This window comes from Mesorhizobium sp. M0663, from assembly GCF_040320585.1.
Taxonomy (GTDB): domain Bacteria; phylum Pseudomonadota; class Alphaproteobacteria; order Rhizobiales; family Rhizobiaceae; genus Mesorhizobium.
On sequence record NZ_JAMYPX010000014.1, the window covers coordinates 127,903 to 152,178 of the forward strand.

The 24,276-nt window shown below is 61.7% G+C and carries 27 protein-coding genes and 1 pseudogene; 7 read left to right on the top strand and 21 right to left on the bottom strand.

Going from position 1 to position 24,276, the window contains the following annotated elements; translation table 11 throughout:
* Nucleotides 1-26: 26 nt before the first annotated feature.
* Genes NKI54_RS22625 through NKI54_RS22640 form a run of 4 tightly spaced genes read right to left on the bottom strand, consistent with a single transcriptional unit; the run spans nucleotide 27 to nucleotide 2,769 of the window.
* Complete coding sequence (locus tag NKI54_RS22625) at nucleotides 27-767, bottom strand: ABC transporter ATP-binding protein (protein WP_352622942.1); 741 nt, start codon at nucleotides 765-767, stop codon at nucleotides 27-29.
* Nucleotides 736-1,533, bottom strand: a complete 798-nt coding sequence (locus NKI54_RS22630) for an ABC transporter permease (RefSeq protein WP_352455605.1) — start codon at nucleotides 1,531-1,533, stop codon at nucleotides 736-738. The genes NKI54_RS22625 and NKI54_RS22630 overlap by 32 nt, the downstream gene beginning before the upstream one ends.
* Entirely contained in the window at nucleotides 1,530-2,516 is a 987-nt protein-coding gene (locus NKI54_RS22635; protein ID WP_352692461.1) for an ABC transporter substrate-binding protein, read from the bottom strand. The genes NKI54_RS22630 and NKI54_RS22635 overlap by 4 nt, the downstream gene beginning before the upstream one ends.
* A gap of 43 nt (nucleotides 2,517-2,559) precedes the next feature.
* Nucleotides 2,560-2,769, bottom strand: coding sequence for a hypothetical protein (locus tag NKI54_RS22640; protein WP_352692462.1), 210 nt, complete (start codon nucleotides 2,767-2,769; stop codon nucleotides 2,560-2,562).
* A 364-nt stretch (nucleotides 2,770-3,133) separates the two neighbouring features.
* On the opposite strand from NKI54_RS22640, the gene NKI54_RS22645 reads away from it, so the two are divergent.
* The gene (locus NKI54_RS22645) at nucleotides 3,134-3,514 is read left to right on the top strand and encodes a c-type cytochrome (RefSeq protein WP_352692463.1); all 381 of its coding nucleotides are present in this window, start codon (nucleotides 3,134-3,136) and stop codon (nucleotides 3,512-3,514) included.
* 59 nt (nucleotides 3,515-3,573) lie between these two features.
* Here NKI54_RS22645 and gph read toward each other — a convergent pair whose 3' ends face one another.
* From gph to NKI54_RS22695, 10 genes are all read right to left on the bottom strand, one after another.
* Nucleotides 3,574-4,275: a phosphoglycolate phosphatase gene (gene gph / locus NKI54_RS22650; RefSeq protein WP_352692464.1), complete on the bottom strand. Its 702-nt coding sequence runs from the start codon at nucleotides 4,273-4,275 to the stop codon at nucleotides 3,574-3,576.
* Nucleotides 4,272-4,829: a thioredoxin family protein gene (locus NKI54_RS22655; protein ID WP_023678832.1), complete on the bottom strand. Its 558-nt coding sequence runs from the start codon at nucleotides 4,827-4,829 to the stop codon at nucleotides 4,272-4,274. Before NKI54_RS22655 ends, gph begins: the two co-directional genes overlap by 4 nt.
* Nucleotides 4,830-4,869: 40 nt before the next feature.
* Complete coding sequence (rpe, locus tag NKI54_RS22660) at nucleotides 4,870-5,556, bottom strand: ribulose-phosphate 3-epimerase (RefSeq protein ID WP_352692465.1); 687 nt, start codon at nucleotides 5,554-5,556, stop codon at nucleotides 4,870-4,872.
* Between the two features lie 62 nt (nucleotides 5,557-5,618).
* A complete protein-coding gene (gene cbbX / locus NKI54_RS22665) occupies nucleotides 5,619-6,557 on the bottom strand; it encodes a CbbX protein (RefSeq protein WP_023678834.1) in 939 nt (312 codons plus the stop codon).
* Nucleotides 6,558-6,564: 7 nt separating this feature from the next.
* The gene (locus NKI54_RS22670) at nucleotides 6,565-6,999 is read right to left on the bottom strand and encodes a ribulose bisphosphate carboxylase small subunit (protein WP_352692466.1); all 435 of its coding nucleotides are present in this window, start codon (nucleotides 6,997-6,999) and stop codon (nucleotides 6,565-6,567) included.
* A gap of 18 nt (nucleotides 7,000-7,017) precedes the next feature.
* The gene (locus tag NKI54_RS22675; RefSeq protein WP_502898241.1) at nucleotides 7,018-8,511 is read right to left on the bottom strand and encodes a ribulose-bisphosphate carboxylase large subunit; all 1,494 of its coding nucleotides are present in this window, start codon (nucleotides 8,509-8,511) and stop codon (nucleotides 7,018-7,020) included.
* Nucleotides 8,512-8,532: 21 nt separating this feature from the next.
* Nucleotides 8,533-9,612: a class II fructose-bisphosphate aldolase gene (gene fba, locus NKI54_RS22680; RefSeq protein WP_352455612.1), complete on the bottom strand. Its 1,080-nt coding sequence runs from the start codon at nucleotides 9,610-9,612 to the stop codon at nucleotides 8,533-8,535.
* 10 nt (nucleotides 9,613-9,622) lie between these two features.
* On the bottom strand, nucleotides 9,623-11,644 hold the full coding sequence (gene tkt / locus NKI54_RS22685) for a transketolase (RefSeq protein ID WP_352692467.1): 2,022 nt from the start codon (nucleotides 11,642-11,644) through the stop codon (nucleotides 9,623-9,625).
* 10 nt (nucleotides 11,645-11,654) lie between these two features.
* Nucleotides 11,655-12,527, bottom strand: coding sequence for a phosphoribulokinase (locus NKI54_RS22690; RefSeq protein ID WP_352692468.1), 873 nt, complete (start codon nucleotides 12,525-12,527; stop codon nucleotides 11,655-11,657).
* Between the two features lie 5 nt (nucleotides 12,528-12,532).
* On the bottom strand, nucleotides 12,533-13,579 hold the full coding sequence (locus NKI54_RS22695) for a class 1 fructose-bisphosphatase (RefSeq protein ID WP_352692469.1): 1,047 nt from the start codon (nucleotides 13,577-13,579) through the stop codon (nucleotides 12,533-12,535).
* 123 nt (nucleotides 13,580-13,702) lie between these two features.
* Here NKI54_RS22695 and NKI54_RS22700 point away from each other — a divergent pair, with 123 nt between their 5' ends.
* On the top strand, nucleotides 13,703-14,662 hold the full coding sequence (locus NKI54_RS22700; protein WP_352692470.1) for a LysR family transcriptional regulator: 960 nt from the start codon (nucleotides 13,703-13,705) through the stop codon (nucleotides 14,660-14,662).
* 223 nt (nucleotides 14,663-14,885) lie between these two features.
* On the opposite strand, the gene NKI54_RS22705 is transcribed toward NKI54_RS22700, so the two are convergent.
* Both NKI54_RS22705 and NKI54_RS22710 read right to left on the bottom strand, forming a co-directional pair.
* Nucleotides 14,886-15,344 (bottom strand): nuclear transport factor 2 family protein, encoded by a 459-nt coding sequence (locus tag NKI54_RS22705; protein WP_352692471.1) that lies wholly within the window; start codon nucleotides 15,342-15,344, stop codon nucleotides 14,886-14,888.
* A gap of 111 nt (nucleotides 15,345-15,455) precedes the next feature.
* Nucleotides 15,456-15,818, bottom strand: coding sequence for a hypothetical protein (locus NKI54_RS22710; protein ID WP_352692472.1), 363 nt, complete (start codon nucleotides 15,816-15,818; stop codon nucleotides 15,456-15,458).
* A 79-nt stretch (nucleotides 15,819-15,897) separates the two neighbouring features.
* Here NKI54_RS22710 and NKI54_RS22715 point away from each other — a divergent pair, with 79 nt between their 5' ends.
* From NKI54_RS22715 to NKI54_RS22730, 4 genes are all read left to right on the top strand, one after another.
* Nucleotides 15,898-16,476, top strand: coding sequence for a TetR/AcrR family transcriptional regulator (locus NKI54_RS22715; RefSeq protein WP_352692473.1), 579 nt, complete (start codon nucleotides 15,898-15,900; stop codon nucleotides 16,474-16,476).
* Nucleotides 16,477-16,522: 46 nt separating this feature from the next.
* Nucleotides 16,523-17,827, top strand: coding sequence for a beta-ketoacyl-ACP synthase II (gene fabF / locus NKI54_RS22720; RefSeq protein WP_352692474.1), 1,305 nt, complete (start codon nucleotides 16,523-16,525; stop codon nucleotides 17,825-17,827).
* 66 nt (nucleotides 17,828-17,893) lie between these two features.
* A complete protein-coding gene (locus NKI54_RS22725) occupies nucleotides 17,894-18,709 on the top strand; it encodes an oxidoreductase (protein ID WP_352692475.1) in 816 nt (271 codons plus the stop codon).
* A 295-nt stretch (nucleotides 18,710-19,004) separates the two neighbouring features.
* Nucleotides 19,005-19,205 carry a hypothetical protein gene (locus NKI54_RS22730; RefSeq protein ID WP_023678847.1) on the top strand — a complete coding sequence of 67 codons (201 nt, stop codon included), beginning with the start codon at nucleotides 19,005-19,007 and terminating at the stop codon, nucleotides 19,203-19,205.
* Nucleotides 19,206-19,232: 27 nt separating this feature from the next.
* Here NKI54_RS22730 and NKI54_RS22735 read toward each other — a convergent pair whose 3' ends face one another.
* The 5 genes from NKI54_RS22735 to NKI54_RS22755 all read right to left on the bottom strand — a co-directional run bounded on the left by NKI54_RS22735 (nucleotide 19,233) and on the right by NKI54_RS22755 (nucleotide 23,858).
* Nucleotides 19,233-19,862, bottom strand: coding sequence for a hypothetical protein (locus tag NKI54_RS22735; RefSeq protein WP_352458842.1), 630 nt, complete (start codon nucleotides 19,860-19,862; stop codon nucleotides 19,233-19,235).
* Nucleotides 19,862-20,722 (bottom strand): lanthanide ABC transporter permease protein PedC, encoded by an 861-nt coding sequence (locus NKI54_RS22740; RefSeq protein ID WP_352458846.1) that lies wholly within the window; start codon nucleotides 20,720-20,722, stop codon nucleotides 19,862-19,864. Before NKI54_RS22740 ends, NKI54_RS22735 begins: the two co-directional genes overlap by 1 nt.
* A gap of 11 nt (nucleotides 20,723-20,733) precedes the next feature.
* Entirely contained in the window at nucleotides 20,734-21,522 is a 789-nt protein-coding gene (locus tag NKI54_RS22745; protein ID WP_031212311.1) for a lanthanide ABC transporter ATP-binding protein PedB/LutE, read from the bottom strand.
* Nucleotides 21,523-21,620: 98 nt separating this feature from the next.
* On the bottom strand, nucleotides 21,621-22,586 hold the full coding sequence (locus tag NKI54_RS22750; RefSeq protein WP_352541893.1) for a YVTN family beta-propeller repeat protein: 966 nt from the start codon (nucleotides 22,584-22,586) through the stop codon (nucleotides 21,621-21,623).
* Nucleotides 22,587-22,607: 21 nt separating this feature from the next.
* Nucleotides 22,608-23,858 carry a lanthanide ABC transporter ABC transporter substrate-binding protein PedA1 gene (locus tag NKI54_RS22755; protein ID WP_352692476.1) on the bottom strand — a complete coding sequence of 417 codons (1,251 nt, stop codon included), beginning with the start codon at nucleotides 23,856-23,858 and terminating at the stop codon, nucleotides 22,608-22,610.
* Nucleotides 23,859-24,098: 240 nt separating this feature from the next.
* Here NKI54_RS22755 and NKI54_RS22760 point away from each other — a divergent pair.
* Nucleotides 24,099-24,276: pseudogene (locus tag NKI54_RS22760) on the top strand (alcohol dehydrogenase catalytic domain-containing protein); the annotation flags it as partial.

The following is a 24,276-nucleotide window of genomic DNA, read 5'->3' on the forward strand; positions in this document are numbered from 1 at the left end:
CAATCCGCATTCGAGCCGTAAGGCGATCAGGCCACACCCGGAAATTTTTGCTGGAATGACCGCAAAAGGTCGCTCATCACCTGTGGATTGCGATGTTGTCGCGGCAATCTTACGTCGAACATGCCGAGCACGTGGGCTGGGCGCTGCGCAAGCACGATGATGCGGTCCGACAGCATCAGTGCCTCGCGCAGATTGTGCGTTACCATCAAGGCGGTCGTAGGCCGCGCTGACCAGACGGTCAAAAGCAATTGCCGAAGCCGCTCGGCGGTCTGTTCGTCGAGGGAGGCAAAGGGTTCGTCCAGGAAAAGTACCGCCGGTTCGGTGGCGAAGGCCCTGGCAAGCGCTGCCCTGCGCGCAAGGCCGAGCGAAAGCTCCGCCGGATAGAGCGAGCGCATGCCGGCGAGGCCGAGAGTGTCAAACAGCTCGTCGAGACTCTTCGCTCTTAGGCTTTTCGGCAGCGCCAGCCTGACATTCTGCTCCACCGTCCGCCATGGCAGCAAAGTAGGCTCCTGGAACACGGCGGCGATGCGGTTCGAGCCGCCTTGCGGCAGTTGGAAAGAGCCGGAAAAGTCTTTGTCCAGTCCAAGCAGGATGCGCAACGTCGTGGTCTTGCCGCAGCCCGACGGCCCAAACAGGCAAGCGAATTCGCCCGGCCGGACCTCGAAGGACAGACCCTGAAGCGCCGTGATCGACACACCTTGCGCGGACCTGAAGGTCTTTTCGGCGATGTCGACCCTAAGCGGGACGGCGGCGCCAACGGGTTGCATGTCGTTCAATGGGCTGCACCAGGAGAAGTTCGATGACAAGCATCACCGCCACGAAAGCCAGCGTGTAGGCAAGAATAGCGGCGACGTCGAAGAGCTGGAAATAGAGATAGATCTGGAAACCGACGCCATTGGAGCGGCCGAGCAGTTCGACCACCAGGACGATCTTCCATATGAGGGCGATGCCGGACCGCGAGGCCGCGGCAAAATAGGGCTGCAGTTGCGGCAGCAGGACATGGCGGATGCGCTCGAGTGGGGCGAAGCGGTAGACGGCGGCCATTTCGGCATAACGCGGATCAAACGCCCTGGCGCCTTCGCGCATCGTCACCACGACATTCGGGATCTTGTTCACGGCAACTGCGCCAATCGCCGCCGCCTCGTTGAGGCCGAACCAGATATAGGCGAGCACGATGACCACCAGCGCGGGAATGTTGAGAAACAGGACCACCCACGGACTGAAGAACCGGTCCGCACCGCGGTAGCTGCCGAGGATGACGCCGATGACCGAGCCGATAATCATTGCGACGACGTACGCCGCAGCAACTCGTCCGAGCGTGGCGCCAAGATGATAAAAAAGGTCACCGCTCGCCGCTTCCCTGAGCAGTACCTGCCAGACCTTCCCTGGTGGGGGGAAAGCACGGCTTTGCCACAGATGAGCCGCGAGGCCCCACAGCAGGCAAAGTCCAATCAGGGAAACCGTTACCGTCAGCGCTGGCGTCAGCGGCGTCGCAAAGCCGGATCGACCCGACTTGTCTTCCGTTGCGGTCATTTCGCGAGTTCCGGCCAGAACGTGCCGGGCGCCATCTCGGGCGCCCTGCCAACCAGCTTCTCGCCGCCTATCGCGGCCAGCACGTGATAGAGTTTGCCCGCATCGACCGCTTCTTCGGCGACCGGCCGTCTTGGGATGCCCTGGCGATAGCGGTCGCGCAGTTTTTCCAGCTCCTTGCCTTCTGCGCGAATGAGTGGCGCCATGCGCAGCCATTCATCATCGGATTTGGCTAGCAAGTCCTTGGCCTGCTTGGATGCCTTGACGAAGCCCCGGGCGGCATCCGGATTGTCGTTCGCCCATTGGTCGTGGAAGACGTAGCCGAGTGCCGACACGGGGCCCGAGGCACCAAGCGCTTTCGTCGCGTCATCCGCACCGATCAACCGACGAAAGCCATTGGCCTCGAGCCGGGCGCAGAAATGCCAGAAATTGAGCACGGCATCGAGTTCGCCTTGCATTGCCTTTTCAGAAATCAGCGGCGGCGCGCCAAAGACGACGTCACAGGCTGTCGGCAGGTCGAGGCCGTGATCGCGTCTGGCCAGCGCCTGGACCAGTAGCCAGCTCTTGTCGAGCGGGCCGCCGGCGACACCGATTTTCTTTTCCTTGAGGTCGGCGAGCGTCCGGATCGGCGATTCCTCCTTCACCATGATTGCCCCCACGGCGGTCGAATAAGGGGCCAATGTAAGGTCGCCGCCCTCGGAGCGCTGGCGCGAGACCCACAGCCAGTCGGTCACGATCATGTCGATCGCGCCGGCCAGCAGCGCGACGTTGGTCGCATCCTCCCCGGCGAAGTAGACAATTTCCAGATCGATCCTGTTGGCCTCGTCGAGCTTGTGGCGTTTCAACGTATCGAGTTCCCAACTCACGGTGCCGAACTTCAGGACACCAATTCGGACCTTAGCGGCCGCAAAGACGGCAACCGGCTTTGAGGCGAGGATGGTCCCCAGAGCCGCCAAGCGCAGCGTCGTGCGCCGCGAAATCATCATGGCGTCTCCTCTTTTAGGGTCGTCGACGAACCAGGAATGTCGATCAAATCGCTCGTTCCCTGCTCGGAACGGCATATTTCCAGCGCACGACCTTGAGACTCGGATGTTCCTGAGACCATTTTGCGATCTCGGCGGGCGCCAGGAACATGCATTGGAACAGAGAGCCGCGGCTCTCGAAATAGAGATGTTCATCTCGGCAATTGCCCGGATTGGCGCTAAGGCACACCGTTAATATGAGATCGACCATGTCCATTTGGCACTTATCGTCGCCTGCGCGGCGAACTCTCCAGAGTTCGTGCTTTGGAGTTGCGCGGATTCCTGAAGGTGCCCAAACAGCAAACCGGTTGGAGTGAGGCTACGCGTTCGGCCAACAGGCGTCAATGATGTGGACCGCGTGTCGCTACACACCTCCCTTCGCGCAGTCGGGAAACGAAACAGGACCTTTGTACGATTGACTTCCTTCATCGGCAGTCTAGCTTTTCGAGGCGTGCAGGTGCTGCCAGTCCGGGGAGGAAGGACGAATAGTTCGCTCTCCCGCTTAAACACGAATGCCGGCGATCAAGGCATCGACACGCGTAAAGTGTCCAGGGCACTCACACGATCAATGAGGAAATGCCATGCGCGCAGTCGCATTTTTCGCCGCCGTGTCCGTCACCACCTTTGTCACTACCCAGTCTCAGGCACAGGATGCCGCGGCGGGTGAGAAGGTCTTCGCCAAATGCAAGGTCTGCCACGTCGCAGACAAGGACCAGAACAAGGTCGGTCCGTCCTTGAACGGCGTTATCGGCCGAACGGCCGGGACGCATCCGGGGTTCAGCTATTCCAAGGCCATGACCGAGGCCGGCAAGTCCGGCGTCAAATGGGATGAGGCCACGCTGACGACCTACCTTCGCGATCCCAAGGCGATGGTCAAAGGAACCAAGATGGCGTTTGTCGGCCTCAAGAAAGACGAGGACATCGCCAACGTCATTGCTTATCTGAAACAATTCTCAAAATAACGCGGTACTGCCGGCCGTTGGACTGCGCTCGGCCGGCGTTGGCTGGGCTGCGCTTGGGGTCACGCAGCGTCTTGCAGCCTCTGCATCGCGGACGGCAGATCGAACAGGCTGTCGCAAACGAGGTCGGCGCCAAGCTCTTCAACGGGAATTTGGCTGTATCCGCCACGCAGCAGAATGACTGCCATGCCGGCGGCGCGGGCGGCGGCCACGTCGGCGCTGCTGTCTCCGACCATCAGCGTGTCACGAGGTTCGACCTGAAGCAGGTCGAGCGCCAGCAATAGCGCGTCTGGCGCCGGTTTCAAGTATGTCACCGCGTCTCCGCCGACGATCGCGCCGAGATATTCCGTCAGCCGAAAATGCAGCAGGATTTCGCGAGCCGCCAGTTGCGGCTTGTTGGTCACCACGGCCATGGCTATTCCGCTCAAATGCAAGTGCGTGAGAACCTCCCTGACGCCAGGCATCAGCCTCGTGCGGCCGGTCAGATGCCTGCGATAGATCGGCGCCATGACCCGGTTGGCCTCATCGAGCGCGATGCCGAGGAGCGGCGTGCCGGAAGCCGCGAAGGCTCGTTCGACCAGTTTCCTGATGCCGCCGCCGATCATGGCCTTGACCTGATCCAGCCGCAGCGGCGGCAGATCGCGTCCGGCCAGCAATTCGTTGACGGCGGCCGCTATATCAGGCGCCGAATCGACCAGTGTGCCGTCGAGATCGAACAGGATCGCCTTGGGCGAGCGAAACGGCCTGCCTGCGCCGACGTTCATGCAGCATCCTTCCACTTGATCGAACAGCCGATCGAAGCGATCTGGTCAAGCGGTCCGTCGCCGGTTCGGGCAACCTGCTTCATCGCCTCGAACAGGTCGCGCCTCAGCCCGAGCAATTCGGCGTCGCGTCGCGACGCGTCCAGCCGGCCGCGATATTGCAGCGTCAACTCGCTGTTGAGCCCGAAGAAATCCGGGGTGCAAACGGCTCCGTAGGCACGCGCCACCGTCTGGTGCTCGTCATGGAGATAGGGGAAAGTGAAGCCGTTCGTCCTGGCAAAGAGCTTCATATTGTCGAAGGAATCATCTGGATAGGCGTCGCTATCGTTGGAGTTGATCGCGACAAAGCCGATGCCTTCGGCCTTGAGGTCATTGGCGTCGCGCACCATCCGTGAAATCACCGCCTTCACATAGGGGCAGTGGTTGCAGATGAAGGCCACCACCAGCCCGTTCGGGCCGGCGTGGCTTAAGATCGAATGCGATGTGCCGTCGACGCCGGGCAAAACGGCGTCAATGGCTCGCCAGCCGAAATCGCAGACAGGTGGGATTGCCGCCAAGATTTCCTCCGATGAAATGTTTGCCCTCCGATGAAACGGTTTACGCCGCTTTCCGGATCGCCCCGTCGGCCGCCTGCCTGATGGTGCCGATATTGGCGCGATAGGCCGCCTCGGTGCCGCCCTTAAAGATGGCCGAGCCGGCGACCAGCACATTGGCACCGGCCGCGGTGACCAGCGGAGCGGTTTCGGGCGTGACGCCGCCGTCGATCTCTATGTCGATCGGACGATGGCCGACCAGGGCCTTGACCCGCCTGACCTTGTCGACGACCGCCGCAATGAAGGCCTGGCCGCCGAAGCCCGGATTGACCGTCATCAGAAGCACCAGATCGAGCCGGTCAAGTACATATTCGATGACGCTTTCCGGCGTTGACGGGTTCAGCGACACGCCGGCCTTCTTGCCGAGATTTCTGATTGCCTGCAGCGAACGGTCGAGATGCGGTCCGGCCTCGGCATGCACCGTAATGATGTCGCAGCCGGCATCGGCGAAGGCGCCGAGATAGGCGTCGGCCGGCGCGATCATCAGGTGGCAATCGAAGACCTTGTCCGTTCGATTACGGATCGCCTTGACCACCGGCGGACCGAAGGTGATGTTGGGCACGAAATGGCCATCCATCACATCGAGATGGATCCAATCGGCACCCGCCCGGACGACCGCTTCGACCTCGTCGCCGAGCCGCGAGAAGTCCGCGGAAAGCACCGAGGGCGCGATGATTGTCTTGCTATCCATGGTCGTCGGCTCCCATTCTGTCGTCCGTTTCCGGTCGCTGCACACCAACCGCCGTCATCTTGTCAGCGCGCCTTCGTCTCCGGTTCGCCTTCGAGCTTACCTTCCGCGAACACGCGGCTGCCGCGAATATCGGATTCCTCGATGGTGATAAGATCGATTTTCGTCAACGCCCGGTCGCGCGATGCGAAAAGCCGGCTGGCCTGGCGAAGCCGCGCCCGGTCGAGGCTATTGCGAACGGAGCGGGCGTTGGAGAAATGCGGCAGCCGCATGCGGATCGGGAGATACTCTTCGAGCGCCTTGGCCGCCGCTTCGCTGAGACGGTAATTCTGTTCCGCCAGCATGATCTCGGCGATTGATTTGAGTTCGCTGACGCCGTAGTCCGGAAAATCGAGGTGATGGGCGATGCGCGAGCGCATGCCGGGATTGCTGTCGAAGAAGCGGTCCATCTTGTCCTTGTAGCCGGCAAGAATCACAACCAGATCGTCACGGTTGTTTTCCATGCATTGCAGCAGGATTTCGATCGATTCCTGGCCGTAGTCGCGTTCGTTCTCGGGCTTGTAGAGATAGTAGGCCTCGTCGATGAAAAGCACCCCGCCCATGGCGCGCTTGATCACTTCGCGGGTTTTGGGCGCGGTGTGGCCCACATACTGGCCGACGAGATCGTCGCGCGTCACCGCGACCATGTGCCCTTCGCGGACATAGCCAAGACGATGCAGGATTTCGGCCATTCTGAGCGCCACGGTGGTCTTTCCGGTACCGGGATTTCCCGTAAAGTTCATGTGCAGCGTTGGTGCGCCAGAGATCAGCCCGAACTTGCGGCGAAGCCGGTCGACCAGGAGCAGCGCAGCGATCTCGCGGATGCGGTTCTTGATGGGCTTCAGGCCGACGAGTTCGCGGTCGAGCTTGTCCATCACCTCGTCGATGTTGGACGCCTCGAACTCGGCCTGTAGGTCAACCGATTCGCCCTGCGCGGCAGCGCTCTTTGCTATCGCGTCCAGCATGGTTCGCCTAGCTCCGTTCGCCTTCGGGCCTGTCGGTCGCATAAGGCACGATCGAATAGCCCTGACTGCGGCCGTCACGCTCTTGGCGCAGCAGCCGGAACCCGGGTTCATTGGGTGGCCGGTTGACGATGAATGACATGCGCGGTGCTTCCCAGCCCTTGGTCGAATCGAAGGCGGTGACCCGGACATACATTTTGGGCATGGCTTTCCGGCAATTGTTGACTTCAAGCAGGATGCCCGCCGGGTCCCTCAGGTCGAACATCGGGTTGCCGTACATTTCCCAATAGGTGTTTCGCGGATGTGGATCGTCCGTGTACTCGACGCTGACCGCCCAGTGGTTTTTCAGTGCGTATTTGATCTGCGCCGAAATCTGCTCATCGGTTAGCTCGGGCAGGAACGAAAACTGTCCCTGCGTGACCTTGTTTCCGGGATTGGTCATCATGGCGACGGTTCCTTTCGTCTAGAAGCTCGGCGTTGCGGTTGGCACAAAGTCGGCCGTGTCGGTCGATTCGTAGTTGAAGGTGACGTCCTTCCACGTCTCCAGGGCCGCCTTGAGCGGCGTGCACCATCTGGCCGCCTGTTCGAGGATTTTGGTCCCTTCGCGCAGATAGTCGCGGCCCTCGTTGCGGGCGAGGATCATCGCCTCCAACGCGACGCGATTGGCCGTCGCGCCGGCCTGGATGCCGTCCGGATGGCCGATCGTGCCGCCGCCGAACTGCAGGATGACGTCCTCGCCGAGATAATGGATCAACTGGTGCATCTGGCCGGCATGGATGCCACCGGAGGCGACGGGCATCACCTTGTTGAGCGAGGCCCAGTCCTGATCGAAGAACAGCCCGGTTTCGAGGTTCTGCGGCGTGCGCTCCTCGCGCAGCGAGTCATAAAACCCCTTGATCATAAGCGGGTCGCCTTCCAGCTTGCCGACCACCGTGCCGGCATGGATGTGATCGACGCCGGCCATCCGCATCCATTTGCAGATGACGCGAAAATTCATGCCGTGGTTCTTCTGGCGCGAATAGGTCGAGTTGCCGGCCCGATGCAGATGCAGGATCATGTCGTTGCGGCGTGCCCACTTGGCCATCGACTGGATCGCCGTGTAACCAATGACGAGGTCGATCATGACGATGCAGGAGCCAAGCTGTTTTGCAAATTCGGCGCGCTCGTACATGTCCTCCATCGTGCCGGCGGTGACGTTGAGATAATGGCCCTTGACTTCGCCGGTGGCGGCCGACGCCTTGTTCACTGCCTCCATGCAGTAGAGGAAACGGTCGCGCCAATGCATGAAGGGCTGTGAGTTGATGTTCTCGTCGTCCTTGACGAAATCGAGGCCACCCTTCAGCGCCTCGTAGACGACGCGGCCGTAGTTGCGGCCGGACAGGCCAAGCTTCGGCTTCGTCGTCGCGCCGAGCAGCGGCCGGCCGAACTTGTCGAGCCGCTCGCGTTCCACCACGATGCCGGTCGCCGGGCCCTGGAAGGTCTTGAGGTATGCCACCGGGATGCGCATGTCCTCGAGCCGCAAGGCCTTGACGGCCTTGAAGCCGAACACGTTGCCGATGATCGATGCAGTCAGGTTGGCGATGGAGCCGGGCTCGAACAGGTCGAGGTCGTAGGCGATATAGGCGAAGTACTGCTGCTCGATCCTGGTGCCTGGACCTGTGTTCGGCACCGGCTCGGATTTGAATGCCTTGGCGCGGTAGAGCTCGCAGGCGGTCAGCCTGTCGGTCCACACCACGGTCCATGTCGCGGTAGAGGATTCACCGGCGATGGCGGCGGCTGCCTCCTCGTGGTCGACGCCGGGCTGCGGCGTGATCCGAAACATGGCGATCAGGTCGGTCTCCTTGGGCCGGTAGTCCGGCTCCCAGTAGCCCATCTTCTTGTAGGGGATGACGCCCGACCTGTAGCGTTCCTTGCCTTCCTTGAGCGTGCCTGCTGAGGGCATGTCGATCTTGTTCATGGCAGGTCTCCTGTTTGCCGCTCAGGCGGCTTTCGCGGTTGCGATTTGGGGGTCGAGCTTTCCTGCGGCGTAACGTTTCGCCATCTCATCCATGGCGATCACCCTGATCTTCGACGCGTGGCCTGCGGTGCCGAAGCGTTCGAAGCGATCGCGGCACAGGTCGCGCAGGGCGTCCATGGCGGGTTTCAGGAATTTACGCGGATCGAATTCGCGCGGGTCCTCCGTCGCAACGCGGCGGAACTGCCCGGCCATGGCCATTCGGCAATCGGTGTCGATGTTGACCTTGCGCACGCCGTAGCGGATGCCGCGCTCGATTTCCTCGACCGGGACGCCAAAGGTCTGGGGCATCTCGCCGCCATAGTTGTTGATGATGTCCTGCAGTTCCTGCGGCACGGAGGAAGACCCGTGCATGACCAGATGCGTGTTGGGCAGCTTTTCGTGGATCGCCTCGATCACCTGCATGGCCAGGATGCCGCCGTCAGGCTTGCGGCTGAATTTATAGGCACCGTGTGAGGTACCGCAGGCGATCGCCAGCGCGTCGACCCGGGTGGCGGTCACGAAGTCGACCGCCTGGTCGGGATCGGTCAAAAGCTGGTCGTGGGAAAGCGCACCTTCAGCGCCGTGCCCGTCCTCGGCCTCGCCCTGGCCGGTTTCCAGCGAGCCGAGCACGCCAAGCTCGCCTTCGACTGAAGCGCCGACCCAATGCGCCATGCGTGCGACACGTTCGGTGATGGCGACGTTGTAATCGTAGCTCGCCGGCGTCTTGGCGTCCGCCATCAATGACCCGTCCATCATCACCGAGGTGAAGCCGTGGCGGATCGCGGACAGGCAGGTGGCCTCGTTGTTGCCGTGATCCTGATGGATGCATAGCGGAACGGCCGGATGGATTTCGGTCAACGCCTCCATCATCTTGGCCAGCATGATGTCATTGGCATAGGAACGGGCGCCGCGTGAGGCCTGGATGATAACCGGCGCATCGCATGCCCTGGCGGCCTCCATGATGGCGAGGCCCTGTTCCATGTTGTTGATGTTGAATGCCGGCACTCCGTAGCCGTGCTCGGCGGCATGGTCGAGAAGCTGGCGAAGGGTGATGCGGGCCATGGTCGTCCTCCTAGATAATGAGCTTCAGCGCCGCTGCCGCGACGGCTTCGGGCGTGATGTCGAAATGCCGGTAGAGATCCGGGGCAGGGGCGCTGGCGCCGAAACCGGCCATGCCGACGAAAGCGCCGGTGTCGCCGATCCAGCGGTCCCAGCCGAGCCGTGCTGCGGCTTCGATGGCAATGCGGGGCGCCGAGCCGAGGACGGCCTTGCGGGTGCCGGCGTCCTGCTCCTCGAAAAGCTCCCAGCACGGCATCGAGACAACCGCGGCGGCGACGCCGTGCTCGGTCTCCAGCCGTAGGGCGGCGGCAACCGCGATTTCGACCTCCGAGCCGGTGGCGATCAGCGTCACCGCGCGGTGCCCGGCTGGCTCGCGCAGGATGTAGGCGCCCCGGCTCGACCGGTTCTCGTCGCTGTGTGGCTCGCCGCTAGGTGCTTGGCGCAGCATCGGCAGGTTCTGGCGCGAGAGCACCAGCACGCTTGGCCGCTTCTCGCTTCTCAGCGCCAGTTCCCAGCACTCCGCCGTTTCGATGATGTCGGCCGGACGGAAGACGTTGAGGTTTGGCGTCGCCCGCAGCATCGCCAGGTGCTCGACCGGCTGGTGGGTCGGGCCGTCCTCGCCGAGACCAATGGAATCATGCGTCATCACATAGATGACGCGCTGGCCCATGAGCGCCGAGAGCCGCATCGCGCCGCGCGCGTAGTCGGCGAAGCACAGGAACGTGCCGCCATAAGGCACGAAGCCGCCATGCAGTGCGATGCCGTTCATGGCTGCCGCCATGCCGTGCTCGCGGATTCCATAGTGGATGTAGCGGCCGGCGTAGTCGCCCGGCGCGATGCGGTTCATACCCTTGGTGATCGTCAGGTTCGAATGCGTCAGATCGGCGGAGCCGCCGACGGTCAGTTCGGTTGCGCCATTGATCGCAGCGAGTGCCATTTCCGAGGCTTTTCGCGTTGCAACCTTGGTCGCCTTTCCGACATGCTCCTTGCGGAAAGCGCCGAGTGCTTCGAAGACCGCGTCGGGCAGGGCGCCGGCGACCGCGCTCTCGAAGGCCTGCCGCCGTGGTGAGGCGGCAAGCCGCTGCTCCCAGGCGCGGCGTGCCGCTTGACCGCGGCCGGCAATCTCGCGCCAGGCGAAAAGGATATCGTCCGGCACCTCGAACGGCGCGAAGGTCCAGCCGATGTTTTCGCGCGTCGCGGCGATCTCCGCATCGCCCAGCGGCGCGCCATGCGTCTTTTCCGAACCGCCCAGATTGGGCGCTCCCTTGCCGATCACCGTGCGGCAGGCGATCAGAGACGGCTGGTCCGATTGCTGCGCCGCTTCGATTGCCGCCGCAACGGTTTCGGGGTCGTGGCCGTTCACCGACTGGACATGCCATCCAGCGGCTTTGAACCGCGCCGGCTGGTCCATCGATGTCGACAGGGAAGTGGGCCCGTCGATCGAGATCGCATTGTCGTCCCAAAAGACGATCAGCCGGGAGAGCTTCAGGTGACCGGCAAGATCGATCGCCTCGTGGCTGATGCCTTCCTGCAGGCAGCCGTCGCCGGCGATCGCGTAGGTGAAATGGTCGACGAGATCGGCGCCGTGGCGGGCCGCAAGCATGCGCTCCGCCAGCGCCATGCCGACAGCGGTCGAAATGCCTTGTCCAAGCGGGCCGGTCGTCGTCTCGATGCCAAGCGCATGGCCATATTCCGGATGTCCGGCGGTGCGGCTGCCCAGCTGGCGAAACCGCTGCAATTCTTCGATAGGCATGTCTTCAAAGCCTAGCAGGTAATGCAGCGCATACTGCAGCATCGAGCCGTGCCCGGCCGACAGCACGAAGCGGTCGCGATCGGGCCAGTTGGGGGCCGACGGATCGATATTGATGAAGCGGCTGAACAGCACCGTTGCGACATCGGCCATGCCCATCGGCATGCCCGGATGACCGGAATTGGCCTTTTGGACGCTGTCCATCGCCAGTGCGCGAATGGCGTTGGCCATGTCGCGCTCCGAGACGGCGGCGACGGGCTTCAGTGCTGCTGCCTGGCTGTTCATGGCGTCCTCCTCACGACACACGGTTCTTGCGTTCGATCAATTGCAGGATGAGCGGCGTCAGGATCAGCTGCATGGCAAGGTCGAGCTTGTTGCCGGGCACCACTATGGAATTCGGCCGCGACATGAACGAGTCGTGGATCATCGAAAGCAGGTAGGGGAAATCGATGCCGCGGGGATTGGCGAAGCGGATAACCAGCATCGATTCGTCGGGCGTCGGAATCCAGCGCGCGATGAATGGATTGGACGTGTCGACGATCGGCACGCGCTGGAAGTTGATGGCGGTCTGCGAAAACTGCGGGACGATGTAGCGGACATAGTCCGGCATGCGACGCAGGATTACGTCCATCACTGCCTCGGTGGAATAGCCGCGCGTTGCGCGGTCGCGATGGATCTTCTGGATCCATTCGAGATTTATGACCGGCACCACGCCGATCTTGAGATCCGCGTGCCTGGCCAGGTTGATCTTGTCGGTGACGACGCAGCCATGCAGGCCCTCGTAGAAGAGCAGGTCGCTCGGGGGAAATTCGCGCCATTCGGTGAAATGTCCCGGCGGCGTGCCGTACTGCTTCTCCTCATCCTCGTCATGGATGTATGTGCGGGTCTTTCCGGTTCCCCGGCGGCCATATTCCTCGAATACCTTTTCGAGGATTGCCAGTTCATTGGCCTCGGAGTGGAAGTGGGTGAAGTTCGGATTGCCCGCCTTTTCCTCCTCGGCCACTTTCGCCTTCATCGTGGCGCGGTCGTAGCGATGGAAAGCATCGCCTTCGATGAAGGCGGCCCCGATGTTCTCGCGCCGGAAGATCAGCTCGAAGATGCGCTTGACAGAGGTAGTGCCTGCGCCCGACGACCCGGTGATGGTAATGATGGGGTGCTTTGCCGACATGGTATTCAGGCCCTGAAAAGGCCGCGGCGGCTGAACAGCGGCGCGCGCTCGCCGATGGCGCTCGGCTCGGTGTGGTAGCGGGTGATGCGCGCGACTTCCCGCGCCGATCCGAAAACCATGGGCACGCGCTGGTGAAGGTTCTCTGGTTCGATTTCGAGGATGCGGGTGATCGTATCGGTGGCGGCACCGCCCGCCTGTTCGACGAGATAGGCGATCGGGTTTGCCTCATAGACGAGGCGCAGTCGCCCCTGGCGGTAAGTCTTGCGCTTATCGCCCGGATACAGGAATACGCCGCCGCGCATCAATATGCGGTAGCAGTCCGCAACCAGGGAGGCGATCCAGCGCATGTTGAAGTCCTTCTCACGTGGGCCTTCGGTACCTTCGAGGCAGTCGTCGATGTAGAGCCGCACCGCCTCGTCCCAATGCCGGTAGTTGGCGGCGTTGATGGCGAACTCCTGGGTACGCTGGGGGATGACCCGGCTCTCATAGGCCTGGACGAAGGTGCCGAGCCTGGTCGAGAGAACGAAGACATGGGTGCCGCTGCCGAGCGACAGAACCAGCGCCAGCTGCGGGCCGTAGATGAAGAAACCGGCACCCAGCTGGTTCACGCCTGCCTGCAAAAACGAGGCGGCCGGATTCCCATCCGGCGCGCCAATTGCAGGGAGGAGCGAGAAGACCGTTCCGATCGACACGTTGGTGTCGATGTTGGATGAGCCGTCGAGCGGGTCGATGGCGATGGCAAGAGGCGCTTGCCTGTCGAGCAGCACCGGCTGCTCCAGTTCCTCGGAAGCGTAGAGCGCGACCGGAGCGTGGCGCATGGCGTCGAGAAAGATATCATCGGCGAAGACATCGAGATCCTTCTGGATGTCGCCGTCAGCATTGGCGCCGCGGGTTCCGGCAAAGGCCGTGCCGAGCACCCCTTGATTGATGGTGTTGCGGATCGTGGTGGCCGCCTGCGTCAGCTGACGGATGGTCGCTACGACGGCGGAGCGCAGTTCGTCCGGCTCGCCAAGATAGGAGTTCAGAAAAGCGTCGAGCGTTGCCGCTGGCATCGTAACCTCCCGATCCAGCCGCCTCTCCTCGGGTCGGCCGGATTGGGAAAGGAGAACAAACGACGCTGGATAAGTAAAATTCAATAACTTTACTCAGGCAGTAAAAAAATTTTAGTATGCCATATGAGAAACCTCACGCTCAAGCAGTTCAAGACCGTTCAGGCAATCATTAGCCACGGAAAAATCGTCAGCGCGGCCAAAGTGTTAGGCCTGTCTCCTCCAGCGGTGACGATTCAGTTGCGGCAAGTTGAGGAAGAGTTCCAGCTGGCCTTGTTCGACCGGACGTCGGACGGCATGCGTCCCACTGCCGCAGGTCTGGCCTTCGTCGAGACGGCACAGGCCATCGAGGAGCGGCTTCGTCTGCTCGAAGACAAGATGGATGCGATCAAGGGCGTGCGCGCCGGCAGCTTGCGGCTCGGCGTCGTTTCCACGGCCAAATATTTCGCACCGCGGCTGATGGCCGCCTTCATGAAGGAACATCCCGATATCGACATGCGCCTTGCCATCGGCAACCGCGCCGAGACGATCGATAATCTGAAGAACCACGACATCGATATCGCGCTGATGGGACGCCCGGCGAAGGAAGTCCCGGTGCGTGCCTCGGTCTTCGGCGATCACCCGCTGGTCATCATCGCACCGCCCGACCACCCGCTGGCGTCGGCACGCGACATTTCCAAGGAGCGGATCGCCGAGGAGCATTTCCTCATTCGCGAGCCCGGCTCCGGAACGCGCATCTCGCTGGAAATATTTTTGAGCGACGTGCCTGGCCGCATCGACGATCTGGGCGTCGAGATGGGCTCGAACGAGACCATCAAGCAGGCGGTGATGGCCGGGCTCGGCATCGCGTTCATCTCTGCCCACACCATCGCTGCCGAAACCGAAGCCGGCCGGCTGGTCATCCTCGACGTCGTCGGCATGCCGATCCGCCGGCAATGGTTTTCGGTGATGCGCAGCGATCACGCGATCTCGCCGGCGATGGCGACCTTCCACGATTTTCTGATGCGCAAGGGCGCGATGTACCTGCCACTGTTCGGCAAGCTCTATCCGCACGAGGAACTGAACAGTAGAGGTCGCGCGAGTTAGGGCGCGCGGTCCAGGCAAACGCTTCAGATAAACGCTTCAGATAAACGATGGTGTGTATCAGCGGCTGATCGGCTGTGATCTCCAGACCGACGTCCACGAGCCGAGGATAGGGAGGCATCGCTGGTGGCACGCATTTGCGGAGCCGAGGCGACCGCCCTCCAAGCGCTGGCCCACGCGGTAGCGCCCCCGCGTACGGAACGGGTGGGCTCTGACTGAGCGTCTGCTAGCCTACAATTGGTTCGGCGACAGCTTCTTCGAGGCCAGCTGCCGCTTGGGCGGCAAGACCGCGGGCCGCTGCTTGTGAATCGTAAAATTCCTCAAGTGCATAGACTCTGCCCCACCGCAGGGTGAACACGTGGAGACCACGGTTGACGTACGACGCGTCGCCATTGAGCAGCGTTGCGGTACCGTCCCAATGGGCAAACACGGTGGTATGCCACGGCCAGCCCTTCACCCAGATGTGGTTGACCGTGAGATGGAGATTGGGCAGGACGCGGCCGAGGCGCTCAAACCAGCGGCGCATGGCTTCTTTGTCGTGGCGCTCACCACCAAGCGCGTGGGCGCCGGAAACGCGGTGATGGACATGCAGCGCGAGTGCCTTCACCGCCTCATCCCAGCGATGGTTGTTGACGTGGTCGAAGCTCTCTCGGATCGATTTCTCGACAAAATAACTGTATAGCATTTGACCTCTCCCCAAACTTATTCGATGGCGTGATCGAGGCACCGTGTGGCGAGCCGAGCGGACGCGAGAGCCCACGGCCAGCAGCACGCCGGCTGCGGTCTGAACTTCGGCTCAGCGTATTGTCGCGTCGGCTCGCAGATGCATGTCAGTCTCGGTCGAGACCGTCACCTCATCTCCGGACCTTGAGAACGCGTAGAGCGAGTCCTGGTGGCCCGGCATGGAAAATGCCACGGAGTCGTCGTCGGCGAGGCCCATGACGACGCGCAGCGGATCGCCCCCGGTCTTCAGCGCGAAGGTGGCGGTGACCTCCAGGAGGTCGCCGTCGACCGGGACGTAGTAGACCACCATGTCAAGGTGTCCCTCGTGCAGGCTGCCGCCCTCGATCGGGCGTCCGATGGTGGCCTCCCCGGCAAAAGCCGGGGCCGCAAGAAACAGCGCGGCCAGGAGCGATGCGCTCAAGGTTTTGCGGATCATTTCGTATCTCCTTTTTAGATTGCGTTCGAACTCTATATAGGCTATAGATTACGAACGCAATCTAAAAAAGAGGTCAACAATGCGCGTAAGTCGTACTCAGGCAGCGGAAAACCGAGAAAGCGTAATCAACGTGGCAAGCCGCCTTTTTCGGGAGCGCGGCTTTGATGGTATCGGCCTTAAGGATCTGATGAAGGGTGCCGGACTGACCCAAGGCGCGTTTTACAAGCAGTTCGCATCCAAGGACGACCTGGCGGCGCAGGCGTCCAGGCGGGCGATGGAGAGCGCCACCCGTCGATGGTCGGCCGCGACTGCGGCAAACCCTGATGATCCGCTTGGCGCGGTGATCGCGTTCTACCTCAGTATGGACCATCGCGGAGAAAAGATGGACGGCTGCCCGATCGTGGCGCTCGGCTCGGATGCCGCCAGACAGGGCAAGGACGTGAAAGCGCCGTTCGAAGCCGGGATCAAGGAGCATCTCGAGATCCTCGGCCGTTTCATTGCTGAGACCAGTGACGGGGAGTTCGACGGCAGGGCCATGGCAATTCTCTCGACGATGGTCGGTGCGCTGATGTTATCGCGCGTCATCAACGATCCTGACCTCGCGCAGGCCTTTCTGGATGCGGCGGCCAATCAAGTTCGTGAATCAGCCGGCACTTGAACGGCGTCGCGGCGCCTGCGGCGCGCCCAAACTGACAGGAAAATAGATGCGACGGATTGTTGTTACGGGCATGGGAGCGGTTACGCCCCTTGCTGCCGATGTTGAAACGTCCTGGTCGCGTCTCCTGGCCGGCCGCTCGGGCATCCGGAGGCTTGCGGATGATGTGGTGTGCGACCTGCCGGCGAAGGTCGGCGGGGTGGTGCCCTCCACAGAAGAAGATCCGGACGCTGGTTTCGATCCGGAAGCCATCCTTCCGCCGAAGGATCAGCGCAAGGGAGACCGGTTCATTCTCTTTGCGCTGGCCGCGGCACAAGAGGCGCTCGCCCAAGCAAGATGGGCCCCCGTCTCGGAAGCGGATCGCTTGCGCACGGCCACGATCATCGCCTCGGGCGTCGGCGGGTTCCCGGCCATAACCGAGGCGGTGCGCACGGTCGACCGGCGCGGCGTCCGCCGTCTATCACCTTTTACGGTGCCGTCCTTCCTGGTGAACCTCGCGGCAGGCCACGTCTCGATCCGCTATGGCTTCAAAGGTCCGCTCGGTGCACCCGTAACGGCGTGCGCGGCCGGCATTCAGGCGATCGGCGATGCGGCTCGCCTAATCCGCGCCAACGAGGCCGATATTGCCGTGTGCGGCGGGACGGAAGCATGCATGAATCTTGTCAGCCTCGGTGGGTTTGCGGCGGCACGCTCGCTTTCGACGTCCTTTAATCACCGTCCTGATGAGGCCTCCCGACCGTTCGACAAGTCGCGGGACGGCTTCGTCATGGGCGAAGGAGCCGGCATGCTGGTCATCGAGGAATTGAGCCACGCGCTGGCGCGCGGCGCAAGACCGCTGGCCGAGCTTGTCGGCTACGGCACGACGGCGGATGCTCATCACGTCACCTCCGGTCCCGAGGACGGCGACGGTGCGCGCCGGGCCATGGAGATCGCAATCGCCCAAGCAGGGATTTCGCCCCGCGAGGTTCGTCATCTCAATGCCCATGCGACCTCCACGCCGGTGGGCGACCTGGGTGAGATCGAAGCGATCAAGAGCGTGTTCGGGCGCGATTTCGCGATAGCTGTCAGTGCAACGAAATCGGCGACCGGACACCTGCTCGGAGCCGCCGGCGGGCTCGGAGCAATCTTCGCAATCCTGGCGCTCAGGGATCAGATGGCACCGCCGACCCTCAATCTGAGCGCTCCCGATCCGGCCGGCGACGGGATCGACTTCGTCGAAAACCGGGCTCGGCCGATGGCGATGGGCTATGCAATCTCCAATGGCTTCGGCTTCGGAGGCGTTAATGCCAGCGCGCTGTTCCGGCGCTGGACGGATCATCTGGCCGGCGCGAGTACCGGAGGCGCTCATGATTGACGCCTTTCGCTCCGACCTGTCGTGCTTCTCTCACGCCAATCCAAAACGAAGAAAGAAGTGACCTCCATGAACAAGACCAATCTAGGCGTCGCCCTGGTGACGGGGGCATCCAGCGGTATCGGGCACACAACGGCCAAAGCCCTGCAGAACGCGGGCTTTCGCGTGTTCGGAACCAGCCGTCGCGCGGTCGTCGACCGATCCGATGGCGTTACCATGCTGGCCTGTGACGTGACCGATGACACGTCCGTGGCGAAACTTGTCCAGGACGTGCTGGCCGAGACCGGGCGCATCGACCTGCTTGTCAATAATGCCGGCGTTGGCCTGCTTGGTGGCGCGGAGGAGTCCTCGATGGCCCAGGCCAAGTCGTTGTTTGACGTGAACGTCTTTGGCGTTATGCGAGTAACCAAAGCGGTGTTGCCGACAATGCGCCGCCAAGGCAAGGGCAGAATCGTCAATTTGAGCTCGGTGCAGGGGTTCATTCCAGCTCCCTATTTCGCGCTCTATTCGTCGACCAAGCATGCCGTTGAGGGCTACTCCGAATCGCTCGACCACGAACTGCGTACTTTCGGAATTCGCGTCGTGTTGGTGGAGCCCGCCTATACCCGCACCTCATTTGAAGAAAATCTTGCCAGGCCGGATCAGTTGCTTGACATCTATGACTCTGCGCGCGCTGGCATGAATGCAGTTGTACGGAAAGCGATGGAAAAAGGCGATGCGCCGGAAATGGTGGCCAGGACCGTTTTGGTGGCTGCGACCGATCCCGCTCCGAAGAGGCGCTATGCGGCTGGAAAAATGGCGCGCCAGGTCAGTTTCCTGCGCCGTTTCGTCCCCGCATCCGCTTTCGACAAGAGCCTGCGAAAGCAGAACGGACTGCCGGTCTGAGGTCGACAACAATGATATTCCTGTTTCGGTCGAGCCCATGCGAGAGCGCGTTCCAGGAGTTCACATTTTTTGGCACTGGCACAGCCGGACGCGCATCTTCGATGCGCGCGCGTCCGCGACCGAGCCCTGCGGTCGTTGGCGTTAGATTAGCGTCATGTTATATTGCGGCGCGAAAGAGCGGGGGCCACGTTCCTTTCACACCCGTAAGTGATCCGTATGTGCGATCCCTGCAGACTGGTCGGTATCACGGAAACTCCCGGGCATGGGGTTCGGGAATCGAAGGGGACAAGGGGTAATGCTCTACACGCTCGTTATGATGGTCTGCCTGACGGATGTGCCGCAGACCTGTGAACAACGCGAACAGATGGTGGATGGCCTGGCGATGAATCCCGGGACCGCCTTCATGCAGGCGCAATCGCTGGTAGCCCAGTGGATCGAGACGCATCCCGGTTATTTCGTTCAGCGCTGGCGCGTGCTGCCCGGCCGGGGATCGTGATATCCGCCGCGAAGATCGAATGAGGTTCTATTTCTTCGCGGCGAGCGTTTCCGAGACGGCCTTGGACAATTGATAAAGCCGCTGCTCGATTATCGTCGGCACTTCACAGACGTAGGTCAGTGATTGGACGCGTTCATTGAAAATTCGCGTTGCGAATTTCAGCTGTTCGGTTCGCCGATCGATCTCTTCGGGATCTGCATCCGGCTTTGCCCGCAATGCATCGACATCGGACGCTTCCTTGCGCAACGCGGCGGCCATTTCGAGCTGCTTGTGGGCGTAGCGGGAAATGCCGGAGATCACCTGCGAGCGCTCGGCGTCCAGGTGGTCGAACATGCCTTGCACCATCATCGCCATTTTGGGTGCAAGTTGCTCGGCCGGCAAGGAGGCCGCGAAATCCCTGATCTTCTTTTGAGCTTCCGCAATCGGCATCCGGCGAGCTGCCACTTCCTCGATCAGGGCGGAGATGGTGGGGTCCTTCGACCAGTCCTTCGCGGCTGAAGGAAGGTCCGGTCCGCTCCAGATCTGGCCGAGCGAGAGTTGCGGCACCTTGCGCTGCATGCAGGGCCAGTCTGGATCGGGGTTGGCTGCCATGGCGTTGACGCCCGGCGCGAGCATGGCGACCAGAGCCAGACCGCGAACATGGATCATTCGCGCCATCAGGCATTTCCTCCCGTGTCCTGTTTGCGGGTCATCAGGCCGCGCGAAGGGTCGTAGGCGATGATGGCGGCGGCAAGGAACAGCAGCGTGCAGCCGGCAACGACGCCCAGCGACAGCCAGTCAACCTGGCCGTAGAAGGCGAAGCGGATCAGTTCGACGGCGTAAGTAAATGGATTGGCGAGGCAGATTTTGTAGAGCAGGGGGCTAGCCTCCTGGATACGCCACAAGGGATAGAGTGCCGGAGAAGCGAAATAGCCGGGAAAGATGACGAAGTTCATGATGCCAGCGAAGTTTTCGAGCTGCTTGATCATTGAGGACAGAAGCATGCCGAGCGCGCACAGCATCATGCCTGACAGGAACAGCGCCGGCAGCACGGTGAGATAGCCAAGCGGCGGCGCCTTGACGCCCCAGAACCAGGCAACGATCAGGAACGCGTAGACCTGCGCGATCGACACGGCGACACCGGCGAGCATCTTCGAGATCAGTAAAAACCAACGCGGGAAGGGGCTGACCAGCAGGGTGCGCATGTTGCCCATTTCGCGATCATAGACCATCGACAGCGAAGACTGCATGCCCGAAAACAGCAGAATCATACCGCACAGGCCCGGCGTGATGTAGACCTCGTAGAGCACGTAGGTCTTGTAGGGCGGGATGATCGATACGCCGAGCACCTGCCGGAATCCGGCGGCAAAAATGAACAGCCAGACGAGCGGCCGAACCAGCGAGGATATAAAGCGCTCGCGCTGATGCAGGAAGCGCAGGCACTCCCGCACGACGATCCCTTTGAGGCAAACGAGGTAGTGGTGGAGCCCAAACTGTTCGAACTTCACCGGCGTGAGGGCGGCGACTTTTGCGGGCATTGCGGGAGCGCTCATGGCGACATCTCCGCGATGCCGCTTGTTTCGATGCGGTTGAGCCTGGAAAAGGCGTCGCGGATCGAACTGGCACCGCTCGTCGCAACGACATCGGCCACCTTACCCTTGGCAACCAGGTCGCCCTGCCGCAGCACGACGACGTGGTCGCCGTCTTCGACCTCATCGATCAGATGCGTCGCCCACAGCACACCGATGCCCTCGGTTTCGACGAGTTTGCGGATGGTGGCCAAAATGCCCGCACGCGACTGGATGTCGAGACCGACCGTCGCCTCGTCGAGCAGCAGCAGGGAAGGGCGGTGGAGCAGCGCCCGCGCGATCTCGATGCGCCGCATTTGGCCGCCGGAAAGACTGCGTGCCTTGTCATGCTGACGGCCCTGCATGTTGACTGTATCGAGCAGCGCGGCAATGCGCTGCCGGGCTTGGTGTCCGCCAATGCCATGCAGCGAGGCGTGGTAGGAGAGGTTCTGGTGGACGCTGAGGTCGAGGTCGAGCGTGCGTGCCTGGAATACGATGCCGACACGCCTGAGCGCTTCGCCCGAAGCGCGGCTGACGTCATGGCCGAAGATGCGGATCGATCCGCGGCGGGTGCCGTAAAGATGGCTGATCAGTGAGAACAAAGTTGTCTTGCCGGCCCCATTGAGGCCGAGCAGAACGGTGAAAGTTCCCGGCGCGATCGAGAACGAGACGTCCTGGAGCGCTCGCTTCGGACCATAGGAATGGCTGATGCCGGCAACATCGAGCGCTGCCACCTCCTCTCCAGCTCCGCTTGTCCTCACATGCTGCATGCCGCTGGCTCCTTCGGGGCGCGCTGGTCATCTAGTGCACTTGCAACATCCCCGCGGCAAATATTCATCACGTCGGCCTCCCTGATCATTGCTGCGGTCTAGTGGGGCGATATGGCCACGCCCCAAGGCTGCTGGCCCACCGTAACCGATTGAACCGGCTCGTCCGTCGCCGTGTCGATGAAGGTGATGTCGTTGGAATTGCCGTTGGTGGTGATCAGCGTCTTCTGATCGGGGGTGAAGTCGAGATGCCAGACGCGCTGGCCGACCAGGATGTATTTTTCCACCTCGTAGGTTTCGGTGTTGATGACGGCGACGTGGTTCGCTGGGCCGAGCGCGACATAGGCTTTCTTGCCGTCCGCGCTGATTGCGATGCCGACCGGCTGGATGGTTTCGGGCCGCAGTCCCGCAATCGCGAACTGGATCTTCTTCACCACCTCGCGTTTGAGACTGTCGATGACGCTGACGGTACCGCCGATTTCGGCACTGACCCAGATCTGTGATCCGTCGGGCTTGAATTGCGCAAAGCGCGGACGCGTGTCGACCAGGACGTTGTCGGTCACCTCATGGCTGTCGGTGTCGATGAAATGCGCCATGCTGGTGGTTTCGGAGGTGTTGACCATGGTTTTGCCATCGGGACTGACGGCCATGCCTTCAGGCTCCACCCCAACGGGAATCTCGGTCATGACCTGCTTGCTCTCGACGTTGATCGCGGTGACGAGATTGTCGTCCTCGTTGGCGACGTAGAGCGTCTTGCCGTCGGGCGAAAGCACGAACAGTTCGGGATCGGGGCCTGATGGCAGCGTGCCAACGATCTGCAGCGTCGCGGTATCGATGATTTCGATCGTATCGTCATCGCTGGCGCACAAATAGATGAACTTGCCGTCATGCGAGATGGTGATACCGCGCGGCCTCTGGCCGACTTCGACGGTCTTCACCACTTGCATCGTCGCCGTGTCGACGACCGTTATCGTATTGTCTTTCTCGTTGGAGACATAAACGGTGTAAGCCCACGCCGGATTGGCCATGAAGCCGAGAATGGCGAGTGCGCAAGCTCGTCTCTGCACGAAAATTCCTCCCGATTGGTTCTACTTAAGGACGCATCTCGTTTCCGGCTGATCGACGCCGAGCGTATCGAGCTCGGAGATTTGGTGAAGATAACCCTCCTGTGGCGATGTCGAGACCACGGATTTGGTGTCGCCGAGCAGGATTGGCTGGCGAAGCTGATGGTTCCACTTGCGGAAGGTCAGCTTCTGTCCTTTGAAGGCGGCGACCGAGAAATCGTCCGAGCGGATGTAGTCGCTGATCTTCTTCGGATCGTCGCCATTGGTCCGTGTGCTGGCTTCGCCCACCGCCCGCACCGCCGTCCAGGCCGACATATCCTTGGACAGCATTCGCCGGCCGGTCGTCTTCAGGAAACGGCTTTGCATTTGAATGCCACCCCATTGCTCGCTCGCGGGATGCCAGGACGATGCGACAAGACCGGCCGTGCCAGCGACCAGCCGCGGTGTCCAGGTGCGGTAGGGCACATAGGTTCCGAACACCTCGCTCTCATCGGCGACAAGCACCACGTCATGCTCCGGCAGATCCTGCGTGAACACGGAAATCTGCTGCTGTATCTGCGTGGCGCCGGTGTCGGTGCGGCGCGCCGTGCCAGTGTCTTTGAACTCCTTCTCGGCGACGATCTGACCGCCGAAGCGAGCCGCCGCGCGGCGCAACGCGGCCGCATAGAGATGATCCCGCTCATGCGAACCATAGAGCAGCACCCAATTCGGCCATTTCTTTATCACGAGATACTGCGCCAGCGCGTCAGCCAGCATGCTTCGTGTCGGCGCCACATGGAAAATGTTTATGCGGCAGTCTTCCTCGCGCAGGCTGTCGTCTGTGGCACCGACATTGAAGACCAGAACGCCCTTGTCGCGGGCGATGTCGGCGATCGACAGCAATTGCCTGGCCGAGAGGTCAGCGACAACATAGCGGTCACCTTTGGCAATCAGATCGTTGAACGCCTGAACCGCGTCGCCGTCCGGCTTGACCTCGGCTATGTCGAGGCTGAATTTCTGGCTGAGGAACTTTCCTGTCGTGTTGTTATCGCCGATCGCCACATTGGCGCCGGCGACACCTTCGTCGCGTGGCGGCAGGTCCAGCAGGGAAAGCGCCAGTTGCGGCGCGTAGGCCCGCAAATAACCTATTCTGATTTCGGTTATCTTTCTTTCCGGCCTGTCGGCTGCGACCGGTTGCTTGCCCGTCACTTCCTGGGCCATCACGCCTGTAACGTTGGCGGTCTGGAAAAAAAAGCACAAAAAGGCCGCGAGAGTGCCTGGCACCGCGCTCGTCATCGATAAAACTGCCCATTCTTGCACTAAAGTCCGATTGTTCCCGGACCAGCGCGAATTCAAGGTGCCCACAATGAGCTTAGCGGACGCCACAAGATTTATCAAAGCCGTGCAAGTGGACTTACGTGTCTGCTTTAGTCCTATGCCTTTTCGAGGATACGGCGATGAATGAGCGTGTTGCGGTCTCATCCGCAGCAATGGCGGAATGAGAAACTCTATGGGTCGTCATGGGAGGATTGCCTGATGAAAACGCGCGCCGCTGTCGCCGTTGCCGCCGGAAAGCCGCTGGAGATCATGGAGGTCGACCTCGAAGGTCCGCGTGATGGCGAGGTGCTGGTCGAGATCAAGGCAACCGGCATCTGCCACACCGACGAGTTCACGCTGTCGGGCGCCGACCCGGAAGGCCTGTTTCCGGCGATCC

Bases quoted from the DNA above. Each gene is read 5' to 3' on its own strand.
- NKI54_RS22735 (WP_352458842.1), bottom strand. From the start codon at position 19,862: ATGGCGCGAATGATCCATGTTCGCGGTCTGGCTCTGGTCGCCATGCTC.
- NKI54_RS22670 (WP_352692466.1), bottom strand. From the start codon at position 6,999: ATGATGACCAATCCCGGAAACAAGGTCACGCAGGGACAGTTTTCGTTC.
- fabF (WP_352692474.1), top strand. From the start codon at position 16,523: ATGCGACGGATTGTTGTTACGGGCATGGGAGCGGTTACGCCCCTTGCT.
- NKI54_RS22715 (WP_352692473.1), top strand. From the start codon at position 15,898: ATGCGCGTAAGTCGTACTCAGGCAGCGGAAAACCGAGAAAGCGTAATC.
- NKI54_RS22635 (WP_352692461.1), bottom strand. From the start codon at position 2,516: ATGATGATTTCGCGGCGCACGACGCTGCGCTTGGCGGCTCTGGGGACC.
- NKI54_RS22640 (WP_352692462.1), bottom strand. From the start codon at position 2,769: ATGGACATGGTCGATCTCATATTAACGGTGTGCCTTAGCGCCAATCCG.
- NKI54_RS22745 (WP_031212311.1), bottom strand. From the start codon at position 21,522: ATGCAGCATGTGAGGACAAGCGGAGCTGGAGAGGAGGTGGCAGCGCTC.
- NKI54_RS22755 (WP_352692476.1), bottom strand. From the start codon at position 23,858: ATGACGAGCGCGGTGCCAGGCACTCTCGCGGCCTTTTTGTGCTTTTTT.
- NKI54_RS22630 (WP_352455605.1), bottom strand. From the start codon at position 1,533: ATGACCGCAACGGAAGACAAGTCGGGTCGATCCGGCTTTGCGACGCCG.
- rpe (WP_352692465.1), bottom strand. From the start codon at position 5,556: ATGGATAGCAAGACAATCATCGCGCCCTCGGTGCTTTCCGCGGACTTC.
- NKI54_RS22740 (WP_352458846.1), bottom strand. From the start codon at position 20,722: ATGCCCGCAAAAGTCGCCGCCCTCACGCCGGTGAAGTTCGAACAGTTT.
- NKI54_RS22675 (WP_502898241.1), bottom strand. From the start codon at position 8,511: ATGAACAAGATCGACATGCCCTCAGCAGGCACGCTCAAGGAAGGCAAG.
- fba (WP_352455612.1), bottom strand. From the start codon at position 9,612: ATGGCCCGCATCACCCTTCGCCAGCTTCTCGACCATGCCGCCGAGCAC.
- NKI54_RS22700 (WP_352692470.1), top strand. From the start codon at position 13,703: ATGAGAAACCTCACGCTCAAGCAGTTCAAGACCGTTCAGGCAATCATT.
- NKI54_RS22730 (WP_023678847.1), top strand. From the start codon at position 19,005: ATGCTCTACACGCTCGTTATGATGGTCTGCCTGACGGATGTGCCGCAG.
- tkt (WP_352692467.1), bottom strand. From the start codon at position 11,644: ATGAACAGCCAGGCAGCAGCACTGAAGCCCGTCGCCGCCGTCTCGGAG.
- NKI54_RS22625 (WP_352622942.1), bottom strand. From the start codon at position 767: ATGCAACCCGTTGGCGCCGCCGTCCCGCTTAGGGTCGACATCGCCGAA.
- NKI54_RS22690 (WP_352692468.1), bottom strand. From the start codon at position 12,527: ATGTCGGCAAAGCACCCCATCATTACCATCACCGGGTCGTCGGGCGCA.
- cbbX (WP_023678834.1), bottom strand. From the start codon at position 6,557: ATGCTGGACGCGATAGCAAAGAGCGCTGCCGCGCAGGGCGAATCGGTT.
- NKI54_RS22710 (WP_352692472.1), bottom strand. From the start codon at position 15,818: ATGATCCGCAAAACCTTGAGCGCATCGCTCCTGGCCGCGCTGTTTCTT.
- NKI54_RS22705 (WP_352692471.1), bottom strand. From the start codon at position 15,344: ATGCTATACAGTTATTTTGTCGAGAAATCGATCCGAGAGAGCTTCGAC.
- gph (WP_352692464.1), bottom strand. From the start codon at position 4,275: ATGAACGTCGGCGCAGGCAGGCCGTTTCGCTCGCCCAAGGCGATCCTG.
- NKI54_RS22645 (WP_352692463.1), top strand. From the start codon at position 3,134: ATGCGCGCAGTCGCATTTTTCGCCGCCGTGTCCGTCACCACCTTTGTC.
- NKI54_RS22695 (WP_352692469.1), bottom strand. From the start codon at position 13,579: ATGCCAGCGGCAACGCTCGACGCTTTTCTGAACTCCTATCTTGGCGAG.
- NKI54_RS22725 (WP_352692475.1), top strand. From the start codon at position 17,894: ATGAACAAGACCAATCTAGGCGTCGCCCTGGTGACGGGGGCATCCAGC.